Source organism: Leucobacter edaphi, assembly GCF_016522535.1.
Classification (GTDB): Bacteria; Actinomycetota; Actinomycetes; order Actinomycetales; family Microbacteriaceae; genus Leucobacter; species Leucobacter edaphi.
In genome coordinates this window covers 84,994-105,860 of the sequence record NZ_JAEHOI010000004.1, presented here as the reverse complement: position 1 = coordinate 105,860, position 20,867 = coordinate 84,994, and the positions used below count along the sequence as shown (strand labels likewise).

20 protein-coding genes and 1 tRNA gene are annotated in these 20,867 nt (G+C 68.0%); 17 read left to right on the top strand and 4 right to left on the bottom strand.

From position 1 onward, the window contains the following. Positions 1–16: 16 nt before the first annotated feature. A complete protein-coding gene (locus JD292_RS05280; protein WP_200131693.1) occupies positions 17–1,360 on the bottom strand; it encodes a hypothetical protein in 1,344 nt (447 codons plus the stop codon). A gap of 119 nt (positions 1,361–1,479) precedes the next feature. On the opposite strand from JD292_RS05280, the gene rpe reads away from it, so the two are divergent. The 13 genes from rpe to pyk all read left to right on the top strand — a co-directional run bounded on the left by rpe (position 1,480) and on the right by pyk (position 12,606). After that, positions 1,480–2,145: a ribulose-phosphate 3-epimerase gene (gene rpe, locus JD292_RS05275; protein WP_200131692.1), complete on the top strand. Its 666-nt coding sequence runs from the start codon at positions 1,480–1,482 to the stop codon at positions 2,143–2,145. An 80-nt stretch (positions 2,146–2,225) separates the two neighbouring features. Further along, positions 2,226–2,489: a phosphoribosyl-ATP diphosphatase gene (locus tag JD292_RS05270; RefSeq protein ID WP_200131691.1), complete on the top strand. Its 264-nt coding sequence runs from the start codon at positions 2,226–2,228 to the stop codon at positions 2,487–2,489. 83 nt (positions 2,490–2,572) lie between these two features. After that, the gene (gene hisG, locus JD292_RS05265) at positions 2,573–3,415 is read left to right on the top strand and encodes an ATP phosphoribosyltransferase (RefSeq protein WP_200131690.1); all 843 of its coding nucleotides are present in this window, start codon (positions 2,573–2,575) and stop codon (positions 3,413–3,415) included. Between the two features lie 14 nt (positions 3,416–3,429). After that, complete coding sequence (hisF, locus tag JD292_RS05260) at positions 3,430–4,218, top strand: imidazole glycerol phosphate synthase subunit HisF (RefSeq protein ID WP_200131689.1); 789 nt, start codon at positions 3,430–3,432, stop codon at positions 4,216–4,218. Further along, positions 4,215–4,607: a phosphoribosyl-AMP cyclohydrolase gene (gene hisI / locus JD292_RS05255; RefSeq protein WP_200131688.1), complete on the top strand. Its 393-nt coding sequence runs from the start codon at positions 4,215–4,217 to the stop codon at positions 4,605–4,607. Before hisF ends, hisI begins: the two co-directional genes overlap by 4 nt. A gap of 65 nt (positions 4,608–4,672) precedes the next feature. Continuing rightward, a complete protein-coding gene (locus JD292_RS05250; RefSeq protein ID WP_200131687.1) occupies positions 4,673–6,253 on the top strand; it encodes an anthranilate synthase component I in 1,581 nt (526 codons plus the stop codon). Next, positions 6,243–6,818 carry a Trp biosynthesis-associated membrane protein gene (locus JD292_RS05245; RefSeq protein WP_200131686.1) on the top strand — a complete coding sequence of 192 codons (576 nt, stop codon included), beginning with the start codon at positions 6,243–6,245 and terminating at the stop codon, positions 6,816–6,818. Before JD292_RS05250 ends, JD292_RS05245 begins: the two co-directional genes overlap by 11 nt. Positions 6,819–6,937: 119 nt before the next feature. Then, positions 6,938–7,171, top strand: a complete 234-nt coding sequence (locus JD292_RS05240) for a DUF6704 family protein (protein ID WP_200131685.1) — start codon at positions 6,938–6,940, stop codon at positions 7,169–7,171. Positions 7,172–7,173: 2 nt separating this feature from the next. Beyond that, entirely contained in the window at positions 7,174–7,944 is a 771-nt protein-coding gene (gene trpC, locus JD292_RS05235) for an indole-3-glycerol phosphate synthase TrpC (protein ID WP_200131684.1), read from the top strand. A gap of 19 nt (positions 7,945–7,963) precedes the next feature. Further along, positions 7,964–9,208: a tryptophan synthase subunit beta gene (trpB, locus tag JD292_RS05230; RefSeq protein WP_200131683.1), complete on the top strand. Its 1,245-nt coding sequence runs from the start codon at positions 7,964–7,966 to the stop codon at positions 9,206–9,208. Then, a complete protein-coding gene (gene trpA, locus JD292_RS05225) occupies positions 9,205–10,014 on the top strand; it encodes a tryptophan synthase subunit alpha (protein WP_200131682.1) in 810 nt (269 codons plus the stop codon). Before trpB ends, trpA begins: the two co-directional genes overlap by 4 nt. Before the next feature lie 87 nt (positions 10,015–10,101). Then, on the top strand, positions 10,102–11,118 hold the full coding sequence (lgt, locus tag JD292_RS05220) for a prolipoprotein diacylglyceryl transferase (protein WP_200131681.1): 1,017 nt from the start codon (positions 10,102–10,104) through the stop codon (positions 11,116–11,118). Positions 11,119–11,130: 12 nt separating this feature from the next. Further along, positions 11,131–12,606, top strand: a complete 1,476-nt coding sequence (gene pyk, locus JD292_RS05215; protein ID WP_200131680.1) for a pyruvate kinase — start codon at positions 11,131–11,133, stop codon at positions 12,604–12,606. Positions 12,607–13,195: 589 nt separating this feature from the next. Here the strand turns inward: pyk and JD292_RS05210 are convergent. After that, positions 13,196–13,277, bottom strand: a tRNA-Leu gene (locus tag JD292_RS05210). 135 nt (positions 13,278–13,412) lie between these two features. Here JD292_RS05210 and JD292_RS05205 point away from each other — a divergent pair. Continuing rightward, positions 13,413–14,021: an ANTAR domain-containing response regulator gene (locus JD292_RS05205; protein ID WP_200131679.1), complete on the top strand. Its 609-nt coding sequence runs from the start codon at positions 13,413–13,415 to the stop codon at positions 14,019–14,021. 588 nt (positions 14,022–14,609) lie between these two features. Here JD292_RS05205 and JD292_RS05200 read toward each other — a convergent pair. Further along, entirely contained in the window at positions 14,610–15,050 is a 441-nt protein-coding gene (locus JD292_RS05200; protein ID WP_200131678.1) for a hotdog fold thioesterase, read from the bottom strand. 102 nt (positions 15,051–15,152) lie between these two features. Here JD292_RS05200 and polA point away from each other — a divergent pair, with 102 nt between their 5' ends. The 3 genes from polA to JD292_RS05185 all read left to right on the top strand — a co-directional run bounded on the left by polA (position 15,153) and on the right by JD292_RS05185 (position 20,156). Then, entirely contained in the window at positions 15,153–17,777 is a 2,625-nt protein-coding gene (gene polA / locus JD292_RS05195) for a DNA polymerase I (protein ID WP_200131750.1), read from the top strand. Between the two features lie 248 nt (positions 17,778–18,025). Continuing rightward, a complete protein-coding gene (gene rpsA, locus JD292_RS05190; protein ID WP_200131677.1) occupies positions 18,026–19,474 on the top strand; it encodes a 30S ribosomal protein S1 in 1,449 nt (482 codons plus the stop codon). A gap of 172 nt (positions 19,475–19,646) precedes the next feature. After that, the gene (locus JD292_RS05185) at positions 19,647–20,156 is read left to right on the top strand and encodes a hypothetical protein (RefSeq protein WP_200131676.1); all 510 of its coding nucleotides are present in this window, start codon (positions 19,647–19,649) and stop codon (positions 20,154–20,156) included. Positions 20,157–20,182: 26 nt separating this feature from the next. Here JD292_RS05185 and JD292_RS05180 read toward each other — a convergent pair whose 3' ends face one another. Beyond that, positions 20,183–20,812, bottom strand: a complete 630-nt coding sequence (locus tag JD292_RS05180) for a DUF4126 domain-containing protein (RefSeq protein WP_200131675.1) — start codon at positions 20,810–20,812, stop codon at positions 20,183–20,185. Positions 20,813–20,867 lie beyond the last annotated feature (55 nt).

Below are 20,867 nucleotides of genomic sequence, written 5' to 3'. Positions count from 1 at the left end.
CGAGGTCCGGGGACGGCTACTCGGGGAAAGCGGATTCGCCGCTTTCGTCCCAGCTGACCGTCGGCTCCTCGGAGCGGTAGTCAACGGTCGGAAAACGGGTGTGGATCGTCTCGGAGTAGGACTTCGCCTCGGGGCTCCTGCCGCCATCGATGGTCACCGTGAACGACGCGGTCCACGAGACGACGTAGCGGAGCGGGTCGTCGGCGGAGGCGCGGGCGCTCGTCGCATAATCCTCGAGGTCCAGCCGGGTGAGTTCGGTGGGTTCACGCTTGATTTTTCCGGTGTAGTCTTCCGTCCCGGGAAGCATCGCGGCGGTGACGTCCACGCCGCACGAACTGCGCAGGGTTCGTTCGGCGGCGCAATCGGCGAAGGCCTGCTTGACGAGCGCCTGGCCCTGCTGGCGCGCCGCGTCGGTGAGCACCGGTTTCGTCGCCCGTGTCGAGGTGGAGTCCGTCTGCTTCGCGAGGGAGAGCGGGGCGTTGCCTCCCGCGAGCTCGAAGTGGGGATTCTCAAAGCTGAGTTCGTACTCCCCGGGGAAGACGGTGACGGACCCCGAGGTGAGGGGAACACCGTTGACCTCGGCGGAGAGCTCGGTAAAGTCGGCGGTGTCCCAGGTGACCAGGCCGTTTTCGATCGTCCAGTCGGACCCCTCCTTCCGGAGCGAGTACGGCGTCGACACGGTGCGAACGCCGAGGACGTACTCGGCCATCACGAAGATCTGGTCTCCCGAGCGCGACACCGAGTCCTGATCGATCCTGATATCCCTGATCGGCGCGAGATCCTGCGAGGCGTCGAGCATCTCCTGCGTGAGGAACGGCGCGTCGGGTGCGCACGAAACGTGCTCGCACGCGCCCGTGAGGTCGCGATCCTGAACCGATTGGAGGTAGTCCTCGACCGTCGTGACGGCCTCCCGCCTCTGCTCGGCCGTGACGTGCTGCTCCTTCGCCTTCCACTTCGCGGTGGCGCTCGCGAGTGACGCCCAGGTCCAGCCGACGGTGCCGATGATCAGCACCGCGACGGCTCCGAGAACGATCGCGATGATCGCCCCGGCGCCCAGGCCGCTACGCTTCGCAGGCGGGACGAACTGGGGCGGTCCGAAGACCTGCGGTCCTGGCTGCTGCGGGGTGGCGAGCCCAGGCTGATCAGGCGTCGGCATTCCCGGCGGGATCGGCATTCCTGGCGGGAGATAGTACTGGACGGGCGGAACTGCGGCCTCGGGTTCTGGTGTGCCGGTCGTGTTCCGCTGGGACGGCCCCGTGCCCGCGGGAGTTCCGTCGGAAACCGGGGGTGTCGCGGAGGGATCGGGCACCCGTGCATGGTCCCCGGTGATACCGGTTCGGGGATCGCTTGGCTCGCTCATAACACAACCATAGGTGCGGGCGGCCCGATCTCGATGCGTTCCGCCGATCTCGATGCGTGCTGTCGATTCCGCTCGCGCCGATCTCGCTCGCGCCGATCCCGACCGCGTATCCTGGAGGAGTGACCGATCAGCGCATCAACCCGAGCATCCTGTCCGCCGACTTCGTCAACCTGCAGTCCGAGCTCGAGGCCATCGCGAGCGCCGATCTCGTGCACGTCGATGTCATGGACAACCACTTCGTCCCGAACCTCACCATGGGCCCGCCCATCGTCGAGCGGATCCAGGCCGTATCGCCGATTCCGCTCGACGTGCACCTCATGATCTCCGACGCCGATCGCTGGGCTCCCGGATACGCCGAGCTCGGCGCCTACTCCGTCACCTTCCACGCGGAGGCAGCCGCGGAGCCGGTGAAGCTCGCCCGCAGACTCAGGGAGATCGGCGCGCGCGCCGGCATTGCGCTTAAGCCGGGTACGGATCCCGAGCCCTACCTGGAGATCCTCCCCGAATTCGACCAGGTCCTCGTGATGACGGTGGAGCCGGGCTTCGGCGGGCAGTCCTTCATGGCGGACATGATGCCGAAGCTGCGCCGCTTCGCCGAGGCCAAGCGGGCGAGCGGCCTCGACCTGTGGCTCCAGGTCGACGGCGGAATCTCGGTCGACACGATCGGGATCGCGGCCGAGGCCGGAGCCGACACCTTCGTCGCTGGCTCCGCCGTATACGGTGGCGTCCCGGAGGAGCGGATCGCCGATCTGCGCACCGCAGCGGCCGCTCACCGCCACGCCTAATTCTTCCCGTGCAGCTCCCCGCGACCGGGTCGATCGGGCTCGGGAACTCACGCGCCCCGATCACAGGGTAGGCTTGACCCGTGAAATCGTTCGATGAGCTGTTCGCCGAACTCAGCCGGAAGGCTGCAGAGCGCCCCGAGGGGAGCGACACGGTCGCCCGCCTCGACGCCGGCGTCCACTCGATCGGCAAGAAGATCGTCGAGGAAGCCGCCGAGGTCTGGATGGCCGCGGAGCACGAGTCGCTCGACGCCTGCGCCGAAGAGATCAGCCAGTTGCTCTATCACCTCCAGGTGATGATGCTCGCGAAGGGCATCTCCCTGAAGGATGTTTACGCGCATCTGTAGCGCTGGCGCCTCCCCGCGCGCCGGCGCTCTCCGCTGATCTTGAACCCGGCCGAGATCCGGCCATTCACGGAAGGATTCCACACATGCTGCGCATTGCCGTCCCGAACAAGGGGTCGCTGTCCGAAGTCGCCGCCGCAATGCTCACCGAGGCCGGGTACTCCGGTCGCCGCGACAGCCGAAAGCTCGTCCACGCCGACGTCAAGAACGACGTCGAGTTCTTCTACCTGCGCCCGCGGGACATCGCGACCTACGTCGGTTCGGGGGCGCTCGATGTCGGCATCACTGGCCGTGATCTGCTGCTCGACTCGGGCTCCGAGGCCCACGAGATCTCCGAGCTCGACTTCGCGGACTCCACGTTCCGCTTCGCATCGCCGGCCGAGAGCGGGATCGTAGATATCGCGCAGCTCGCCGGGGAGCGCGTCGCGACGAGCTACCCGAAGCTCGTCGACGATTTCCTCCGGGAGCGCGGCGTCGTCGCGGAGCTCGTGAAGCTCGACGGCGCTGTCGAATCGGCCGTGCAGCTCGGTGTCGCCGACGCGGTGGCCGACGTCGTCTCCACCGGTGCGACGCTGCGCGCCGCCGGTCTCGAGATCTTCGGGCCGGTGATCCTGCAGTCCACCGCGGTGCTCATCGGCGGACCGACGGAGCACGCCGGAATCGAGCGCCTGCTGCGGCGGCTGCGCGGGGTCCTCGTGGCGCGCAAATACGTGATCATGGACTACGACCTCCCGGTCGACCAGCTCGAGGCTGCCACCTCGGTCGCCGGCGGGATCGAGTCCCCGACCGTCTCCCCTCTGAAGGACGAGCGCTGGGTGGCCGTCCGCGTCATGGTGCGCGCTGATCAGGCGAACGAGATCATGGATCGGCTCTACGACCTCGGCGCGCGCGCGATCCTCGTGACCGCGATCCACGCCGCACGGCTGTAAGAGGAGACCGAGACATGACGATCGCCACGCGCGTTATCCCCTGCCTCGACGTCGCAGCCGGACGCGTCGTCAAGGGCGTGAACTTTCTGAACTTGCAGGACGCCGGTGACCCCGTGGAACTCGCGGCGAAGTACGCGGAGCAGGGCGCGGACGAGCTCACGTTCCTCGACGTCACGGCGACCGTCGACGATCGATCCACGACCTACGACGTCGTGCAGCGCACCGCGGAGCAGGTGTTCATCCCGCTGACCGTAGGGGGCGGGGTGCGGAGCGCCGAGGACGTCGCACGCCTCCTCGGGGTCGGCGCGGACAAGGTGGGCATCAACAGCGGCGCGATCGCCCGACCCGAGGTGATCGGGGAAATCGCCGATCGCTTCGGCGAGCAGGTGCTCGTGCTCTCGCTCGATGTGAAGCGCAGCCCCCGCACGGCATCCGGGTTCGTCGTGACGACGCACGGCGGGAAGCGCGAAACCGAACTCGACGCGCTCGCGTGGTGCGTCGAAGCGGTCGAGCGCGGCGCTGGCGAACTGCTCGTCAATTCGATGGACGCCGACGGCACGCTCGCCGGTTTCGACGTTGAACTCATCACTCGGGTACGCGAGCTGGTCAACGTTCCGGTGATCGCCTCCGGTGGCGCCGGAAAGCTCGAGCACTTCGCGCCGGCGGTCGATGCCGGAGCAGACGCGGTACTCGCGGCATCGGTGTTCCACTACGGGACATTCACGGTCGGCCAGGTGAAGCAGGCGCTCGCCGAGGCCGGCCACACAGTGCGCCTGTCGGCGCGGGGGAGGGAAGAACGATGACGGTTGAGCTGTCGCCGGAGCGCGTCGAGGAGAGCCTCGATCAGCTGATTTTCAATGGCAAGGGGCTGATCCCCGCGATCATCCAGGACGACGAGAGCGGCGATGTGCTGATGCTCGCGTGGATGGATCGCGAGGCGGTTCGCCGCACGATGACGAGCGGAAGGGTGACCTTCTGGTCGCGTTCCCGCCAGGAGTACTGGCGCAAGGGCGACACCTCGGGACATCGTCAGTACGTCCGCAGCATCGCCCGCGATTGCGACGAGGACACCCTGCTCGTGCGGGTGATCCAGCTCGGCGCGGCATGCCACACCGGATCGCGGAGCTGCTTCACCGATCGCGAGCTGCCCGCGGTGCACGGCGTCGTTGAGCGGGACGAGCCCGAGGCCTAGCCCAGTGCCAGCGCGCGGCCGCGGGAGGAACGTCGGTGTCACCGGTCGGCGATAGGCTGGATCCCGTGACTCTCACGACCACCCGCGCCGCCTTCGATGCCGCGCGCGAAGCCCACGCCGTGATTCCCGTCTGCCGCGAAGTGTTCGCCGACGGCGACACGCCCGTCGGTATCTACCGGAAGGCGGCCGCTTCGCGGCCGGGCACGTTTCTCCTCGAATCCGCGGAGCAGGGCGGCGTGTGGACGCGTTTCAGCTTCGTGGGCGCCGGAAGCTTCGGCGTGCTCGGCGAGCGCGACGGGCGGGCGCACTGGGCCCCCGCCCCGGGCGCCGATGTCGACGAGGAACGGCTGCTTCCCGGTGGCCTCTCCTCGCTGCAGCCGGTCGCGGCCCTGCGCGCCGTCTACGAGCGCTGGCGGTCGCCGCAGGTGCCGGGCCTTCCTCCGCTCGCGAGCGGATTCGTCGGCTACCTCGGGTGGGAGACGGTGCGGCAGTTCGAGCGTCTCGAGCACGGCCCGCAGGAGGGCCCCGGCCTTCCCACGCAGGGCCTGAGCTTCGTCTCCGAGCTCGTGGTCATCGACCATCGCGAGGGCAGTGTCGTGCTCATCGCGAACGTCCTCAACGACGAGGCGCTCGGGCACGGACAGTCGCCGGGCGCCGCAGCGCAGTGGGCGGACGCGCAGGCCAGGCTCGACGCGCTCGAAGCGTCCCTGTCCGCCCCGGCGCCGTCGCCCCTCGGCACGCTCGATCGCGACGCGCTGCCGGACCCGGATCGGCTCACCACGACGCCCGAGTTCGTCGCTGCCGTTGAGCGCGCGAAGCAGTACATCGTCGACGGTGACATCTTCCAGGTCGTGCCCTCGCAGCGCTTCGACCAGGAATGCTCGGCGGATCCCCTCGACGTGTATCGGGTGCTCCGCCACCTCAACCCGAGCCCCTATCTCTACCTCCTGCAGCTCCTCGACAACGACGGCACACCGTTCGCCGTCGTCGGTTCGAGCCCCGAGGCGCTCGTTACAGTGCAGGAGGACGGTCACGTGATGACGCACCCGATCGCCGGATCCCGTCCGCGCGGCGCGACGGTCGAGGCGGATCGTCAGCATGAACGGGAACTCCTCGCAGACGAGAAGGAGCGGGCCGAGCATCTCATGCTCGTTGATCTCGCGCGGAACGATCTGCTGCGGGTGTGTGAGCCCGGCTCGGTCGAGGTGACCGAGTTCATGCAGGTCGAGCGATTCAGCCACATCATGCACATCGTGTCGACCGTCGAGGGGCGGATCCGGGCGGGAGAGAACCCGATCGACGTGTTCCGCGCCACTTTCCCTGCCGGCACCCTGTCCGGGGCGCCGAAGCCGCGCGCGCTGCAGATCATCGACGAGCTCGAGCCGGTGCAGCGCGGCGTCTACGGCGGCGTGGTGGGGTACTTCGGCCTCGGCGGTGCAGCCGACGTCGCGATCGCGATTCGCACGGCGACGATCAAGGCGGGGGTCGCGATGGTGCAGGCGGGAGCTGGTGTCGTCGCCGACTCCGTCCCGGAAGCCGAGGATGCCGAGTGCCAGAGCAAGGCCGCTGCGCCGCTCCGCGCGATCGCCATCGCGAACACGCTCACGGCGATCCGGAGCGGCGAGGAGGCCAGTCATGCGCGCTAAACTCCTGACCCTGCTCCTGATCGCCGTTTCAGGAGGAACGGCGTTGCTCGCGGGGTCGCAGCCCTGGATCTCGTTCGTCCTCGACGGGGAGACCTCGCCCCACAGCGCGACCGGTCACGTGATCAATCCCGCGCTGTCGCCGATCGCGATCGCGATCGTCGCCGCGGCGCTCGCCCTGACCATCGCGGGCAAGGGCTTCCGGGTCGTCCTCGGCGTCCTGGTGACGCTCCTCGGCGCCGGGGTGGTCGCGATGACGCTCACGAGCACCTCCTCGCCGCTCGGGGCGGTGAACGGCACCATCACGGAGCTCACCGGGATCACCGACGGCGTCGATCAGGTCATGGAACTCGCAATGACCCCGTGGCCGTGGGTGACCCTCGCCGCAGGGGTGCTCGCCGGACTCCTCGGCCTGTTCGTGCTGATCACGGGCCGCCGCTGGGCCCAGGGCGGCCGCAAGTACGAGAGCGGAACCCACGAGCCGGGCACCAAGCCGACCGGCAAGCCCGATCGGATCTCCGACTGGGACGCCCTGAGCGACGGCGACGATCCGACCCAGAACCTGTAGTCCACGGGGTGCTCGGCGCGCGGAAACGCGGAAATGAACCGCCGGACGCCCCTCAGTTCCTGGAAGTCCGCTGAAATCCGGTAGGCTTGCAGATGTCCAGATCTGTTCAGAGGAGATTCATGAGTAACCAGCACGGAGACCCCGGCCACGGTGATTCGCCCGCCGCTTGGACTGCCGTCGTCGTGATGCTGATCGGCATCGCTGCGGGCACCGTCTTCTTCTTCCTGCACATGGCAACCATGGTGTGGGTGTGCGCTGGCGTCGTCGTCTTCGGCGCGCTGCTCGGCTGGATCCTCTCGAAGGCCGGCTTCGGCGTCAACGGCCCGAAGTTCAGCCCCAAGACGCACGACTAAGGGTGCTCGAGCAACTGCTCGCGGGCTCCCTCGAGGACGCACGGGCCCGCAGAGAGCTCGCTCCGATCGAGACGGTCGAGGCCGAGGCGCTCACGCGTGCGCCGGCGCTCGACGTGCTCGAGGCGCTGGCCCCGACCGACCACATCCGCGTCATCGCGGAGGTGAAGCGCGCGAGCCCGTCGCGCGGCGACCTCGCTGAGATCGCCGAGCCGCAGGCCCTCGCCGCGAAGTACGAGGCCGGCGGCGCGAGCGTCGTCAGCGTCCTCACCGAGGAGCGCAAGTTCAAGGGCTCGCTCGCCGATCTCGAGTCGGTGCGCAAGGCAGTGAGCATTCCGGTGCTCCGCAAGGACTTCATCGGCGACGAGTATCAGATCCTCGAGGCGCGCGCCGCGGGCGCCGATCTCGTGCTCCTGATCGTCGCGGCGCTGCCGCAGGATCGTCTCGTGCAGCTCCACGACTTCGCGCGTGAGCTCGGTATGACCCCGCTCGTCGAGGCGCATTCCGCGGACGAGGTGGCCCGCGCCGTCGATCTGGGCTCTCAGCTCATCGGCGTGAACGCCCGCGACCTGCGCACCTTCGAGCTCGATCGTGACCTGTTCGGCCGTGTCGCCGACCAGATCCCCGCTGGCGTGATCCGCGTCGCGGAGTCCGCCGTGCTCGACGTCGCGGACGTTGAGCACTACCGCGCTGCCGGCGCCGACGCTGTCCTCGTCGGCGAGGCGCTCGTCACCAACGACCCGATCGCGACGCTCAAGTCCTACCTGAGCGTCTGACCCGAGGCAGGCCTCACACATGAGCACGAATCGATCCGAGGCCGTTTCGAGCCTCCGGGAGCAGCACGGACCGTTCTTCGGCGATTACGGCGGCCGCTACATGCCGGAATCCCTGATCGCGGCCATCGATGAGCTCACAACGGCCTATGTCGATGCGCAGGCCGATCCCGCGTTCCGCGCCGAGCTCGCCGAGCTGCTGCGCGACTACGCCGGTCGCCCGTCGCCGATCACCGAGGCCCCGCGCTTCGCAGCGCACGCCGGCGGCGCCCGGATCTTCCTGAAGCGTGAGGACCTCAACCACACGGGCTCCCACAAGATCAACAACGTGCTCGGCCAGGCGCTGCTCACGAAGCGTCTCGGCAAGTCGCGCGTGATCGCGGAGACGGGCGCTGGCCAGCACGGCGTCGCCACGGCGACGGCAGCCGCCCTGTTCGGCCTCGACTGCACGATCTACATGGGCGAGGTCGACACGGAGCGCCAGGCGCTGAACGTGGCTCGGATGCAGCTGCTCGGCGCAGAAGTGATCCCCGTTCGCACCGGATCCCGCACGCTCAAGGACGCCATCAACGAGGCGTATCGCGACTGGGTCGCGAGCGTCGAGACCACGAACTACATCTTCGGCACCGCCGCTGGGCCCCACCCGTTCCCGGCCATGGTGCGCGACTTCCAGAAGATCATCTCCGAAGAGGCCCGCGAGCAGCTCCTCGCCAAGACGGGCCGGCTTCCCGACGCCGTGATCGCCTGCGTGGGCGGCGGATCCAACGCGATCGGGATGTTCGACGCATTCCTCGACGATCAGGACGTTCGCCTCTACGGCGTTGAGGCCGCGGGCGAGGGCGTCGACACGGACCGGCAGGCCGCATCGATCGAACGCGGGCGACCCGGCGTGCTGCACGGCGCGAAGACCTACGTCCTGCAGGACGAGGACGGCCAGACGATCGAGTCCCACTCGATCTCCGCCGGCCTCGACTATCCAGGCGTCGGGCCGGAGCACTCCTGGCTCTCCGACATCGGCCGCGCCGAGTACATCCCCGCCACCGACGACGAGGCCATGCAGGCGCTCCGCCTGCTCAGCCAGACCGAGGGCATTATCCCCGCGATCGAGTCGGCGCACGCGCTCGCGGGCGCGATCCGGATCGGGCAGGAGCTGGGGCCCGACGCGATCATCGCGGTGAGCCTCTCGGGCCGCGGCGACAAGGACATGGTGACCGCGGGCCGATACTTCGGCCTGCTCGCAGAAGGCGACACGGAGGTAGGCGAGTGACCGAGCATGTTTCCCAGGTCGCCTCGGCGATTCGCGCGGCCAAGCGGGAGCGCAACGGCGCACTGATCGGGTATCTCCCGGTCGGCTTCCCCGACCTCGACACGAGCGTCGACGCCGCGATCGCCATGGCCGAGTCCGGAGCCGACGTGCTCGAGCTCGGCCTGCCGTACTCCGATCCCGTCATGGACGGCCTCATCATTCAGGAGGCCACGCAGCGCTCGCTCGCGAACGGCTTCCGCGTGGCCCACGTCTTCGAGGCGATCCGTCGCGTGCGCGCCGCCGTCGACGTGCCGATCCTCGTCATGACCTACTGGAACCCCGTCATGCAGTACGGGGTGGAGCGCTTCGCGCGCGAGCTCGCCGAGGCGGGCGGATCCGGGCTCATCACGCCCGACATCACCCCCGACGCCGCAGCCGAGTGGATCGCGGTCAGCGAAGAACTCGGCCTCGACCGGGTGTTCCTCGCCGCACCGAGCTCGAGCGACGAGCGTCTCGGCATGGTGGTGCGCGCCACGACCGGCTTCGTCTACACCGTCTCGACAATGGGCATCACGGGGGAGCGGGCCCAGCTCGACGCGGCCGCGCGCTCCCTCACCGAGCGGCTCCGCGAGCAGGGCGTCGACCTCGCCTGCGTCGGCATCGGCATCTCGACCGCTGAGCAGGTCGCGGCCGCCCTCGACTACGCCGACGGCGCGATCGTCGGCACCGCCTTCGTCCGCGCGCTGCGCGACGGAGGAGTCGAACGACTCGCCGCCACCGTCCGCGAGATCGCGGCCGGCACCCGAGCTCCGAGCGCGCCGCGCTAGGATTGACCCGATTGCCGCGCGGCCCACGCCGCGTCGGCGCCGTACGAGTGTTTCAGCGGCTCCACGCCGCAGGTGAAAGAGGAGTGGATGATTCTCCCGCTGAGTATCCCGAGCCCCGATGTGCAGTTCTTCCAGATCGGGCCGCTGCGCATCTATTTCTATGCGCTCTGCATCATTCTGGGCATCATCATCGCGGGCATCTGGACCGCGCGCCGCTTGAAGCAGCGCGGCGGTGAGGGCGGGGCCACGCTCGACTTCCTCGTGTGGGCACTCGTCCTCGGCATCGTGGGAGCGCGGCTGTACCACGTCGCCACCCACTTCGGCGACTACTTCGGCCCCGGCAAGAACCCGCTCGAGATCTTCGCGTTCTGGAACGGCGGCATCGCCATCTTCGGTTCGCTCCTCGGCGGCGCCATTGGCGTCCTGATCGCATCGAAGATCACCGGGATCCGCTTCTGGTCCTTCGCCGACGCCCTCGTGCCCGGCCTCCTCATCGCGCAGGCCGTCGGCCGCTTCGGCAACTGGTTCAACCACGAGCTCTTCGGCGGGCCGACCACGCTGCCCTGGGGGCTCGAGATCGAGTCCACCAACGCGGCCTTCCCGCTCGGCCTGCCCGAGGGCACCCTGTTCCACCCGACGTTCCTCTACGAGGCGCTGTGGAACGTGCTCGGCGTCATCGTGCTGCTCGCGATCGAGCGGAAGTGGCGTCCGCGCTGGGGCACCTTCTTCGCCATGTACCTCATCTGGTACGGCGCCGGCCGCGCCGTCACCGAGTCGATGCGCGTCGATCCGAGCCTGCTGTTCCTCGGCATCCGCACGAACGTTCTCGCTGCGCTGCTCGCGATCGTCGTGGGGATCATCCTGTTCTTCGTGCAGCGCGCCCGCCACGTTGGCATCGAGAAGTCCGTGTACCTGCCGGGTCGCTACAACCCCGCGGACAGCGTCTTCGCCGACACCGCCAACCCCGACGAGTACTACCACGTGCTGCCGCACCCCGGCGTACCGGGCGGCGACGTCGTCGAGGAGCCGCTGGCTGAGCTCGCGGCCGCCGGCGCCGCGAGCAGCACCGGGGGCACCGCACAAGATTCCGCCGCTACACACTGAACGAGGAGCCGAATGCGCCACGCCAAGATCGTTGCCACCTGGGGACCAGCGGTCTCCAGCTATGACCACACTCTCGATCTGATCCGGGCGGGCGTCAACGTCGCGCGCCTCAACATGTCCCACGGCACCTACAACGTGCACGAGGGCATCTACCGCAACATCCGGCGCGCGGAAGCCGAGGTCGGCCGACCGATCGCCGTTCTCGCCGACCTGCAGGGCCCGAAGATCCGCCTCGGAAAGTTCGAGGGCGGACCCTACGAGCTCGAGGTGGGCGACGAGTTCGCGATCACCACGCGAGACATCGTGGGCAACCGCGAGATCGCGGGCACCACGCACAAGGGACTCCCCGGTGACGTCCAGGTGGGCGATCCGCTCCTCGTCGACGACGGCAAGGTCGGCCTGCGCGCCACCCGCGTGACCGAAGACACCGTCTACACCGAGGTCGAGATCCCCGGCGCCGTCTCCAACAACAAGGGCATCAACCTCCCGGGCGTCGCCGTCAACGTGCCGGCGCTGTCCGAGAAGGACGAGCAGGATCTCCGCTGGGCGATCAAGCTCGGGGCCGACTACATCGCGCTCTCCTTCGTGCGCGACGCAGCCGACATCACCCGGGTCCACGAGATCATGCGCGAAGAGGGCGTCCGCCTCCCGGTCATCGCGAAGATCGAGAAGCCGCAGGCCGTCGAGCACCTCGAAGAGATCGTCGACGCGTTCGACGGCATCATGGTCGCCCGAGGCGACCTCGGCGTCGAGCTCCCGCTCGAGCAGGTGCCCCTCGTACAGACCGAGGCGATCGCGATCGCGCGCCGCAACGCGAAGCCCGTGATCGTCGCCACCCAGGTGCTCGAATCGATGATCGAGAATCCGCGCCCCACCCGCGCCGAGGCCTCCGACTGCGCGAACGCCGTCCTCGACGGCGCCGACGCCGTGATGCTGTCGGGCGAGACGAGCGTCGGCGCGTTCCCCGTCGAGGCCGTCTCCACGATGGCGCGCATCATCGAGGCCACCGAGGATCACGCGCTCGACCGCATCGAGCCGCTCGGCGCCGCGCCGCGCACCCAGGGCGGCGTGCTCACGCTCGCCGCTGCCGAGGTCGCCGACTTCATCGGCGCGAAGTACATCTGCGTCTTCACCGAGTCCGGCGACACGGTGCGCCGCATGTCCCGCCTCCGCAAGCCGATCCCGATCATCGGCTTCACCCCCGACCCCGAGACGCGCCGCCGCATGGAACTCACCTGGGGCGCCCGCAGCTACGAGGTCCCGCGCGTCGGCTCGACCGACGAGATGTTCGTGCAGGTCGACGAGGTGCTCCTCGATCACTCGCGCGTCGAGATCGGCGACAAGGTCCTGATCATCGCGGGATCCCCGCCCGGAGTCGTCGGCACGACGAACACGCTCCGCATCCACCGCATCGGCGAGGCGACGGGCCAGCTGCCCGAGGCGGGGCCGCGCAAGCACGCGATCGGCCGCGGCCGGGTGTTCGTGTAGCGCTGTTTCGCTGTCGCGCTGTTGCGCTGTCGCGAGAGCGGGGTCGCCCTTCGGGGCGGTCCCGCTTTCTCGTTGTGCGGCGCGACCTCGTTGCGCGGCGTGACCTCGTTGCGCGCCGTGGCTCGGTGCGCGGCGTGGCTCGGTGCGTGGCGTTCGCTCGGTGCGGACCGAGCGGTGCGGGTCTGTCGCCCTTACCGGCCGCGCCGGCAACCCAGATCTCGGCCGCGCTCCCGCGCGCAGCGCCACTGCGAAGTTCCGCCGCACGCCCTGGCCGTGTTGGCGCCGCAGGATCCTGCGACGCGTTACGGCCGCGTTGGTGTCGCAAGACCCTGAGGCGCGCTCCGGCCGCGTTGGCGCCGCAAGACCCATGAGGCGCGCTCGGGCCGTGTTGGTCCCGCGAAGTTCCGCCGCACACTCTGACTGCGTGGGTCCCGCAACGTTCCGCCGCACACTCTGACGGCGTCGGCCCCGCAAAGCTCGGCTAGGCTCATTGATCCCGCCGGGCTTTCCGTCCGCACCGCATGATCCGTCTCGGATCATGTTTCGGGTTCGCAGGGGGAGTCGGCGCGGAGCGCTGTCGTCTTTTGGGTGCCGGATGCGGGACTCGAACCCGCACGCCTTTCGGCAGCGCATTTTGAGTGCGCCGCGTCTGCCAATTCCGCCAATCCGGCATGGATGCGTGCGGCGCGTTCGGGGGTGCCGTTCGCGCCGCCCTCCACATTAGCGCACGGCGGGTTCCCGCTTCGACGCGCGCGGATCGGCCGCTTTCGGGCCAATGAGCAGCGCGGATGTTCTAAACTGGAAGCGTGAATGACCAGAGCACCGCACCGAGCGCCGCGCGTCGCGTCGTTGTAGCGGAAGACGAGTCCCTGATCCGCCTCGATATCGTCGAGACCTTGCGTGACAACGGATACGACGTGGTCGGTGAGGCAGGCGACGGCGAGGAGGCGGTTCGCCTCGTTGAGGAGCTGCGACCCGACCTCGTGGTCATGGACGTGAAGATGCCCAAGCTGGATGGCATTTCCGCCGCCGAGCGCATCAACAAGGATCACATCGCTCCGGTCGTGCTGCTGACGGCGTTCAGCCAGCGCGAACTCGTCGAGCGTGCGAGCGAGGCCGGCGCACTCGCCTACGTGGTGAAGCCGTTCACGCCCGCTGACCTGATCCCGGCGATCGAGATCGCACTGTCGCGTTTCCAGCAGATCGTCACGCTGGAGAGCGAGGTCGCGGATCTGGCTGAGCGTTTTGAGACGCGGAAGCTGGTGGATCGCGCGAAGGGCATTCTCAACGACAAGATGGGTCTTTCGGAGCCGGAGGCGTTCCGTTGGATTCAGAAGGCCTCGATGGATCGGCGCCTGACGATGCAGGACGTCGCGAAGACGATCATCGACCAGCTGGGTCCGAAGAAGGACTGATCGCAGGATCGAAGCTCATCGCCCCGGGCCGGTTTACGGCTCGGGGCGATTTGCGTCCGGTGGGGTTTCGCTTCCGGGCGTTGGTTCCGGCGGCGTGCCCGGCACCTCTTACCCCGTGTCCTGCACCCCTCCCGGGACCGGGCACCGGTGCAATAGATAAGCAATGTGCGTTTGATAAGCCCGAATTCGCCGATTCTGACTTATTAAACGCACATTGCTTATGGAACGCACGCGATCGAATGCGGGCCGGGCCAGGGGACACGCGTGGCGTGTGAGCGCGGTGTCGGCGGGTCATGGTGTTCGCGCTGGCGCACACCTGAGGCACACGGAACGCACGCGGCGCGTCAGGGAGGCGCACGGAACGCGCGCAGCGCAGCGGGGAGGCTTACGGAACGCACGCGGCGTGTCAGGTTGGCGCGCGGCGCCGCGGGGAGGCACATGGATCTCGTTGGCGCACCGGGGAGGCGCGCGGAACCCCCGCGAAAGCACCACGAGCGGCCGAACGCACGATCGCCGGCGCGAAGGCAAAGCCCGCGCGCCGAGGCGCAAAGAAAACAAGAACGCAGCGGCGCTCCGGCGCCGATCCCGCTATTCGATGCGCTTGTAGAAGTTCGTGATCCGGACCGTGGAGCAGCGACGCCCGGCCTCGTCGGAGACGACGATCTCGTGGACGGCGATGGATCGTCCCAGTTTGATCGGCGTGCAGACGCCGGTGACGTACCCGGAGACGGCCGATCCGGTGTGGGTCGCGTTGATGTCAATGCCCACTCCCACGTAGCCCTCGGGTGCGACGAAGTTCGCGTGCATCGAACCGAGCGTCTCACCGAGCACCACGTACGCCCCGCCGTGCAGCAGGCCGATCGGCTGGGTGTTCCCCTCGACCGGCATGGTGGCAACGGCGCGCTCGCGCGTGAACTCGACGGCCTCGATCCCCATCCGGTCGGCGAGGGTGCCCATGCCGCGGGAGCGTACGAATTCGAGCCCGGATTCCGGGTCTGCGATCGGGGTTTTCTTCGTTGCGTCGGTCATCTTCGGCGTTCGCGTCCTTCTCTCTCTGGGGAACCGATCCGCGCCAATGTCAGTGGTGGCTTGTAGGCTTATCCCGTGTCGAACAAGCCTCAGCCTACCCTCATGATCATCGATGGCCACTCGCTGGCTTTCCGGGCTTTTTACGCGCTCCCGGTCGATAGTTTCCAGACGCAGTCCGGTCAGCACACCAATGCGGTGCACGGCTTTATCGCGATGCTGATCAACCTGCTGAGCAATGAGCAGCCGGATTCGATCGCGGTCGCCTTTGATATCTCGCGGCACTCGTTCCGCACGGAGGAGTATCCCGAGTACAAGGGCACGCGCGGGGAGACTCCGCCCGAGTTCAAGGGGCAGATCCCGCTGCTGCAGGAAGCCCTGCACGCAATGGGGATCACCACGATCGAGAAAGAGAATTACGAGGCCGACGACATCCTCGCGACGCTGTCGCTGAGCGGTGCGGAGGCGGGCTATCGTGTGCTCGTGGTGAGCGGCGATCGGGACACGATCCAGCTCGTCGACGACCGCGTGACGCTGCTGTATCCGTCGAAGCAGGGGGTGAGCGAGCTCACGCGCTACGACGCCGAGAAGGTGATGGAGCGCTACGGCATCCGGCCGGAGCAGTATCCCGAGATCGCGGCACTCGTCGGCGAGACGAGCGACAACCTGCCCGGTATCCCGCGCGTGGGTGAGAAGACCGCGGTGAAGTGGATCAATCAGTTCGGTTCGCTCGAGGAGATCCTGCGCAGGCAGGACGAGATCGGCGGCAAGGTGGGGGAGAGCCTCCGCGAGAATGCTCACCTTGCTGAGCGTAATCGCCGGCTCAATCGCCTCGTCCGTGACGTGGACCTCGACGTGCAGCTCGACGATCTGAAGCGTGGCGACATCGACATGGCCGCGGTGCAGCAGGTGTTCGCGAAGCTGGAGTTCCGCACGCTCCTCCAGCGCGTCGGCAAGCTGGCAGGCACTGAGGTGCCCACGGGTGGCGCGGTCACCCAGGTCTCGCTCGCTCCGGAGAAGCCGGAGGCGAAGAATCTGATCGATGAGGAGCTCGGCGACTGGCTGTCCAAGGTGGACACGCCCGCTGTCGTGATCCGCAGGGAGGGCGAGGCCCTCGAGGTCGGCGTTTCGACGGCCGACGCCTCGGTCCGCTTCGGGTGGATTCCGGGCGGCCGCGACTACGGGCAGTTCGAGGCGTGGCTCGCCTCCGACGCCCCCAAGATCTTCTTCGACGCGAAGCAGCAGGCGGAGCTCGCGCTCAGCGTCGGCGCACCCGTCGGCGGCATCGCGGGAGACGTGCTGCTCGCGGCGTGGCTGCTGCGTCCGGCCACCGCGGAGAAGAGCATCGCGGAGGCCGTGTTCCGGTTCCTCGGCGAGCAGGTACCCGAGGGCGACCCGAACCAGCTCGTGCCGGAGGAGGGGAGCATCGCCGACGTCGCGATGCTGGCCTGGTACCTCGCCAGGGTGCACCCGGTCATTCTCGAGCGTTTCGAGTCGCGCACGATCGAGATTTACCGCGACATCGAGATTCCGCTGGTCCCCGTTCTCGAGGCGCTCGAGGAGCGCGGCGTGCAGATCGATCTGCCGCTGCTGGAAGCGCATCGGGCCGAGCTCACCGCGCGTGTCGCGGAGCTCGAGCGCGAGGCGTTCGACGCGATCGGGCGAGAAGTCAACCTGTCGTCGCCGAAGCAGCTCCAGGAGGTGCTCTTCGATCAGCTCGACATGCCGAAGACGCGGAAGACGAAGAGCGGCTACACCACCGACGCCGCTGCGCTCGCGGAGCTGCAGCTGAAGAAGCCGCACCCCTTCCTCGGCGCTCTCCTCGCGCACCGCGACACGAACAAGCTGCGTCAGATCGTCGAAACCCTGATCAAGGCCGTGAACCCAGAGGACGGCCGGATCCACACGACGTTCGTGCAGACCGGCGCGAGCACGGGCCGGCTCGCGTCCACCGATCCGAACCTGCAGAACATCCCGGTTCGCTCCGAGGAGGGGCGCCGCATTCGCGAGGCGTTCATCCACGCGCCGGAGTTCGAGACCCTCATGACCGCCGACTACTCGCAGATCGAGATGCGGATCATGGCCCACCTCTCCGGCGATGCGGGCCTGATCCAGGCGTTCAACGAGGGCGAGGACCTGCACCGCTTCGTCGGCTCCCGGATCTTCGGTGTGCCGCCGGAGGAGGTCACCAACGAGATGCGCTCGAAGGTGAAGGCCATGTCCTACGGTCTCGCCTACGGGCTGTCGGCCTTCGGCCTTTCGAAGCAGCTCGGGATCAGCGCCGCCGAGGCCAAGCAGCTCATGACCGACTACTTCGAGCGTTTCGGCGGCGTGCGCGACTACCTCCGCTCCGTAGTCGAGCAGGCGAAGCGCGACACATTCACCGAGACGATCTTCGGCCGCCGTCGCCCGTTCCCCGACCTCGCGAGCCCGAACCGGATCCTCCGCGAGAACGCCGAGCGCGCGGCACTCAACGCGCCGATCCAGGGGTCGGCCGCGGACATCATCAAGCTCGCCATGATCCAGGTCGAGCGCCGCATGCGCGAGGCCGACATGCAGTCGCGCATGCTGCTGCAGATCCACGATGAGCTCATGTTCGAGGTCGCTGAGGGCGAGTGGGATGCGCTCGAAGCGCTCGTCCGCGAGGAGATGGCCGGCGCAGCGGACCTGTCGGTGCCGCTCGAAGTCCACGTCGGTCACGGGCCGAACTGGAACGCGGCCGCGCACTGATCGGCGGCAGCGGGGACCGGCGAATCAGAGCGGGATCGCCGGGCGGCGCCACGCAGATTGCCCCTGACCCGGCCTTCTCAGGATCGGGTTTGATCTCGGGTGTGTCCGCGAGGTACGATGGAGCGTCACATCTGTGGCGACCCAACCATGTTCACCCGCGGAACGTGCTCTCGGCTCCGGAACGATCCGGAACTGGGAAATGACGCGCGTCCCGCCTCAATATCCTGTCCATTCTGGAGACCAATTTCATGACGAACGCAACGACCGATAGCAAGCAGGTCGCGATCAACGACATCGGCTCGGCCGAAGACTTTCTTGCAGCGGTCGAAAAGACCCTGAAGTTCTTCAACGACGGCGACCTCATCGAGGGCACCGTGGTGAAGATCGACCGCGACGAGGTGCTCCTCGACGTCGGGTACAAGACCGAGGGCGTCATCCCCTCGCGTGAGCTGTCCATCAAGCACGACGTCGACCCCGGTGAGGTCGTCGAGGTCGGCGACAGCGTCGAGGCGCTCGTCCTTCAGAAGGAGGACAAGGAAGGTCGCCTCATCCTCTCCAAGAAGCGCGCGCAGTACGAGCGCGCCTGGGGCGATGTTGAGAAGATCAAGGAGAACGAGGGCGTCGTCACCGGCACCGTCATCGAGGTCGTCAAGGGCGGCCTCATCGTGGACATCGGGCTCCGCGGCTTCCTCCCGGCTTCGCTCATCGAGCTGCGCCGCGTGCGCGACCTGACCCCGTACCTGGGCCAGGAGATCGAGGCGAAGATCCTCGAGCTCGACAAGAACCGCAACAACGTGGTCCTCTCGCGCCGCGCCCTCCTCGAGGAGACGCAGTCCGCGACCCGTTCGTCCTTCCTCGCCGAGCTCAAGCCCGGCCAAGTCCGCAAGGGTGTCATCTCGTCGATCGTCAACTTCGGTGCGTTCGTCGACCTGGGCGGCGTCGACGGCCTCGTGCACGTCTCCGAGCTGTCCTGGAAGCACATCGAGCACGCCTCCGACGTCGTCGAGGTCGGCCAGGAAGTCACCGTCGAGGTCCTCTCCGTCGAGCTCGACCGCGAGCGCGTCTCGCTGTCGCTCAAGGCGACGCAGGAGGATCCGTGGCAGGTCTTCGCCCGCACCCACGCGATCGGCCAGATCGCCCCGGGCGTCGTCACCAAGCTCGTCCCCTTCGGCGCGTTCGTTCGCGTTGCCGACGGCATCGAGGGCCTCGTGCACATCTCCGAGCTGTCGGGTCAGCACGTCGAGCTCGCTGAGCAGGTCGTTTCGGCCGGCCAGGAGGTCTTCGTCAAGATCATCGACATCGATCTCGAGCGTCGCCGCATCTCGCTGAGCCTCAAGCAGGCCAACGACGGCGTCGACCCCGAGGGCACCGAGTTCGATCCCGCGCTCTACGGCATGGCCACCGAGTACGACGAGAACGGCGAGTACAAGTACCCCGAGGGCTTCGATCCGGAGACCCAGGCGTGGAAGGAAGGCTTCGAGTCGCAGCGCGAGAAGTGGGAGCAGGAGTACGCTGCTGCCCAGGAGCGCTGGGAGGCTCACAAGAAGCAGGTCGCCGCTTCGATCGCCGAGGCCGCCGCGGCTCCCGCCGTCGACGCCCCCGCCTCGAGCTTCTCGAGCGATTCCGCTTCGGCCGGCGCCCTCGCCGACGACGAGGCACTCGCTGCGCTCAAGGCACAGCTCGAGGGCGGCAACTAGCCCTCACACCCCGAAGGCCCGGCCTCCCCGCAAGGGGGAGCCGGGCCTTCGGCGTTTCCGGGGGTCGGGATAGTCCGCCGGCGGATGTCGCGAGGAAGCGAGCGGGCGGGTCGCTCAGGTGAGTGGATCGGCGGATCCCATCATCGAGCGTGGGACCCGCTAGTGTGGGGCCGTGCTGAACGAATCCCTGATCGCCACAAATATTCCCCTGGTGTGCGAGAACTGCGCCGCGGGGATCGACTGGTCAACGATCCTGCTCTCCCTGCTCGCCTCGGTGATCGGCGGCGGGATTGCTATCGCCGCTCAGCACTACGAATCCAATCGATCGCTCAAACGCGACTACGAGCACCGGCTCGACACTGAACTCGCGGAATACGTGCGGGTGGTGCAGCGCTGGGTCGGCATGATGCAGGCGAAGGGACCGGTTGACGGCACCGATTTGCTTTCCCTCGACGAAATCCAGGCGCACGCGCACTCGTCATGGCTGATCTCCCGAGGCGAGGACGCCGAGGTGCTTCGCGAGCTGGTCCACACGCTCGGCCGCACCCGTGACGTCGCCGATCCGGAGCAGCGCGTCATCGACGTGCGCACGACCTCCACGATCCTTCGGGCGTGGCGGAACGAGGGTCATGATCGCGCGAAGGCAATCGAGCGCCTCATCGGGGTTGCGGCCAGAGACTAGAGACTGAGGTCTGTGACCCCGGTCGGTCAGGACGCGGCGGGCGTAACGTTTGCCGCTGCCTGCTCTCCCCGACGCGCCCGACGCGCAGCAAGCGCGCGCCTCAGCCTCACAATCAGGAAGATGATGATCCCGATCAGCAAGAGCAGCGCGACCACCGGGACGACGACGGCCAGGATCACGAGGGCGACCGACCCCGCGTCCTCCGCCGCACTCGTGACCGGGGCGGCCGCCCCGCCCGTGAGCACGTTGAGCACGGGGCGCGCGAAGGACTTCAACGCGTGGGGGATCAGCGCAACGACGACCCCGACCACGATCGGCCACACCTGACCCGACTGCACGAAGGCGGCCGGGTCGGACACCGCGACGGTGTCGCTCGCGGCGCCAGCTGCGAACACCATTCCGCCGGACGCGGGGCGCACGACGGTCTGCAGGATGTCGTTGACGCTGTCGAGCGCGGGGAACTTGTCCACGAGGACCTCGACGAGGAGCAGGACGCCGAGAATGCCCATGCACCAGCCGTTCTCGAGCCAGGCCCAGCCGCCGGGCAGCTCGACGAGGTCGGTGAACCGCGAGAGCAGGCCGAGGCCCAGCATCGGGATGTACGCGTTCAGTCCGGCTGACGCGGCGAGCACGACCCCTGTGATGACCTCGAGCATTCTGGCACCTCCTGCGCCAAGGATATTGCCTTGTCCCGATCAGCGGGGCATTCGC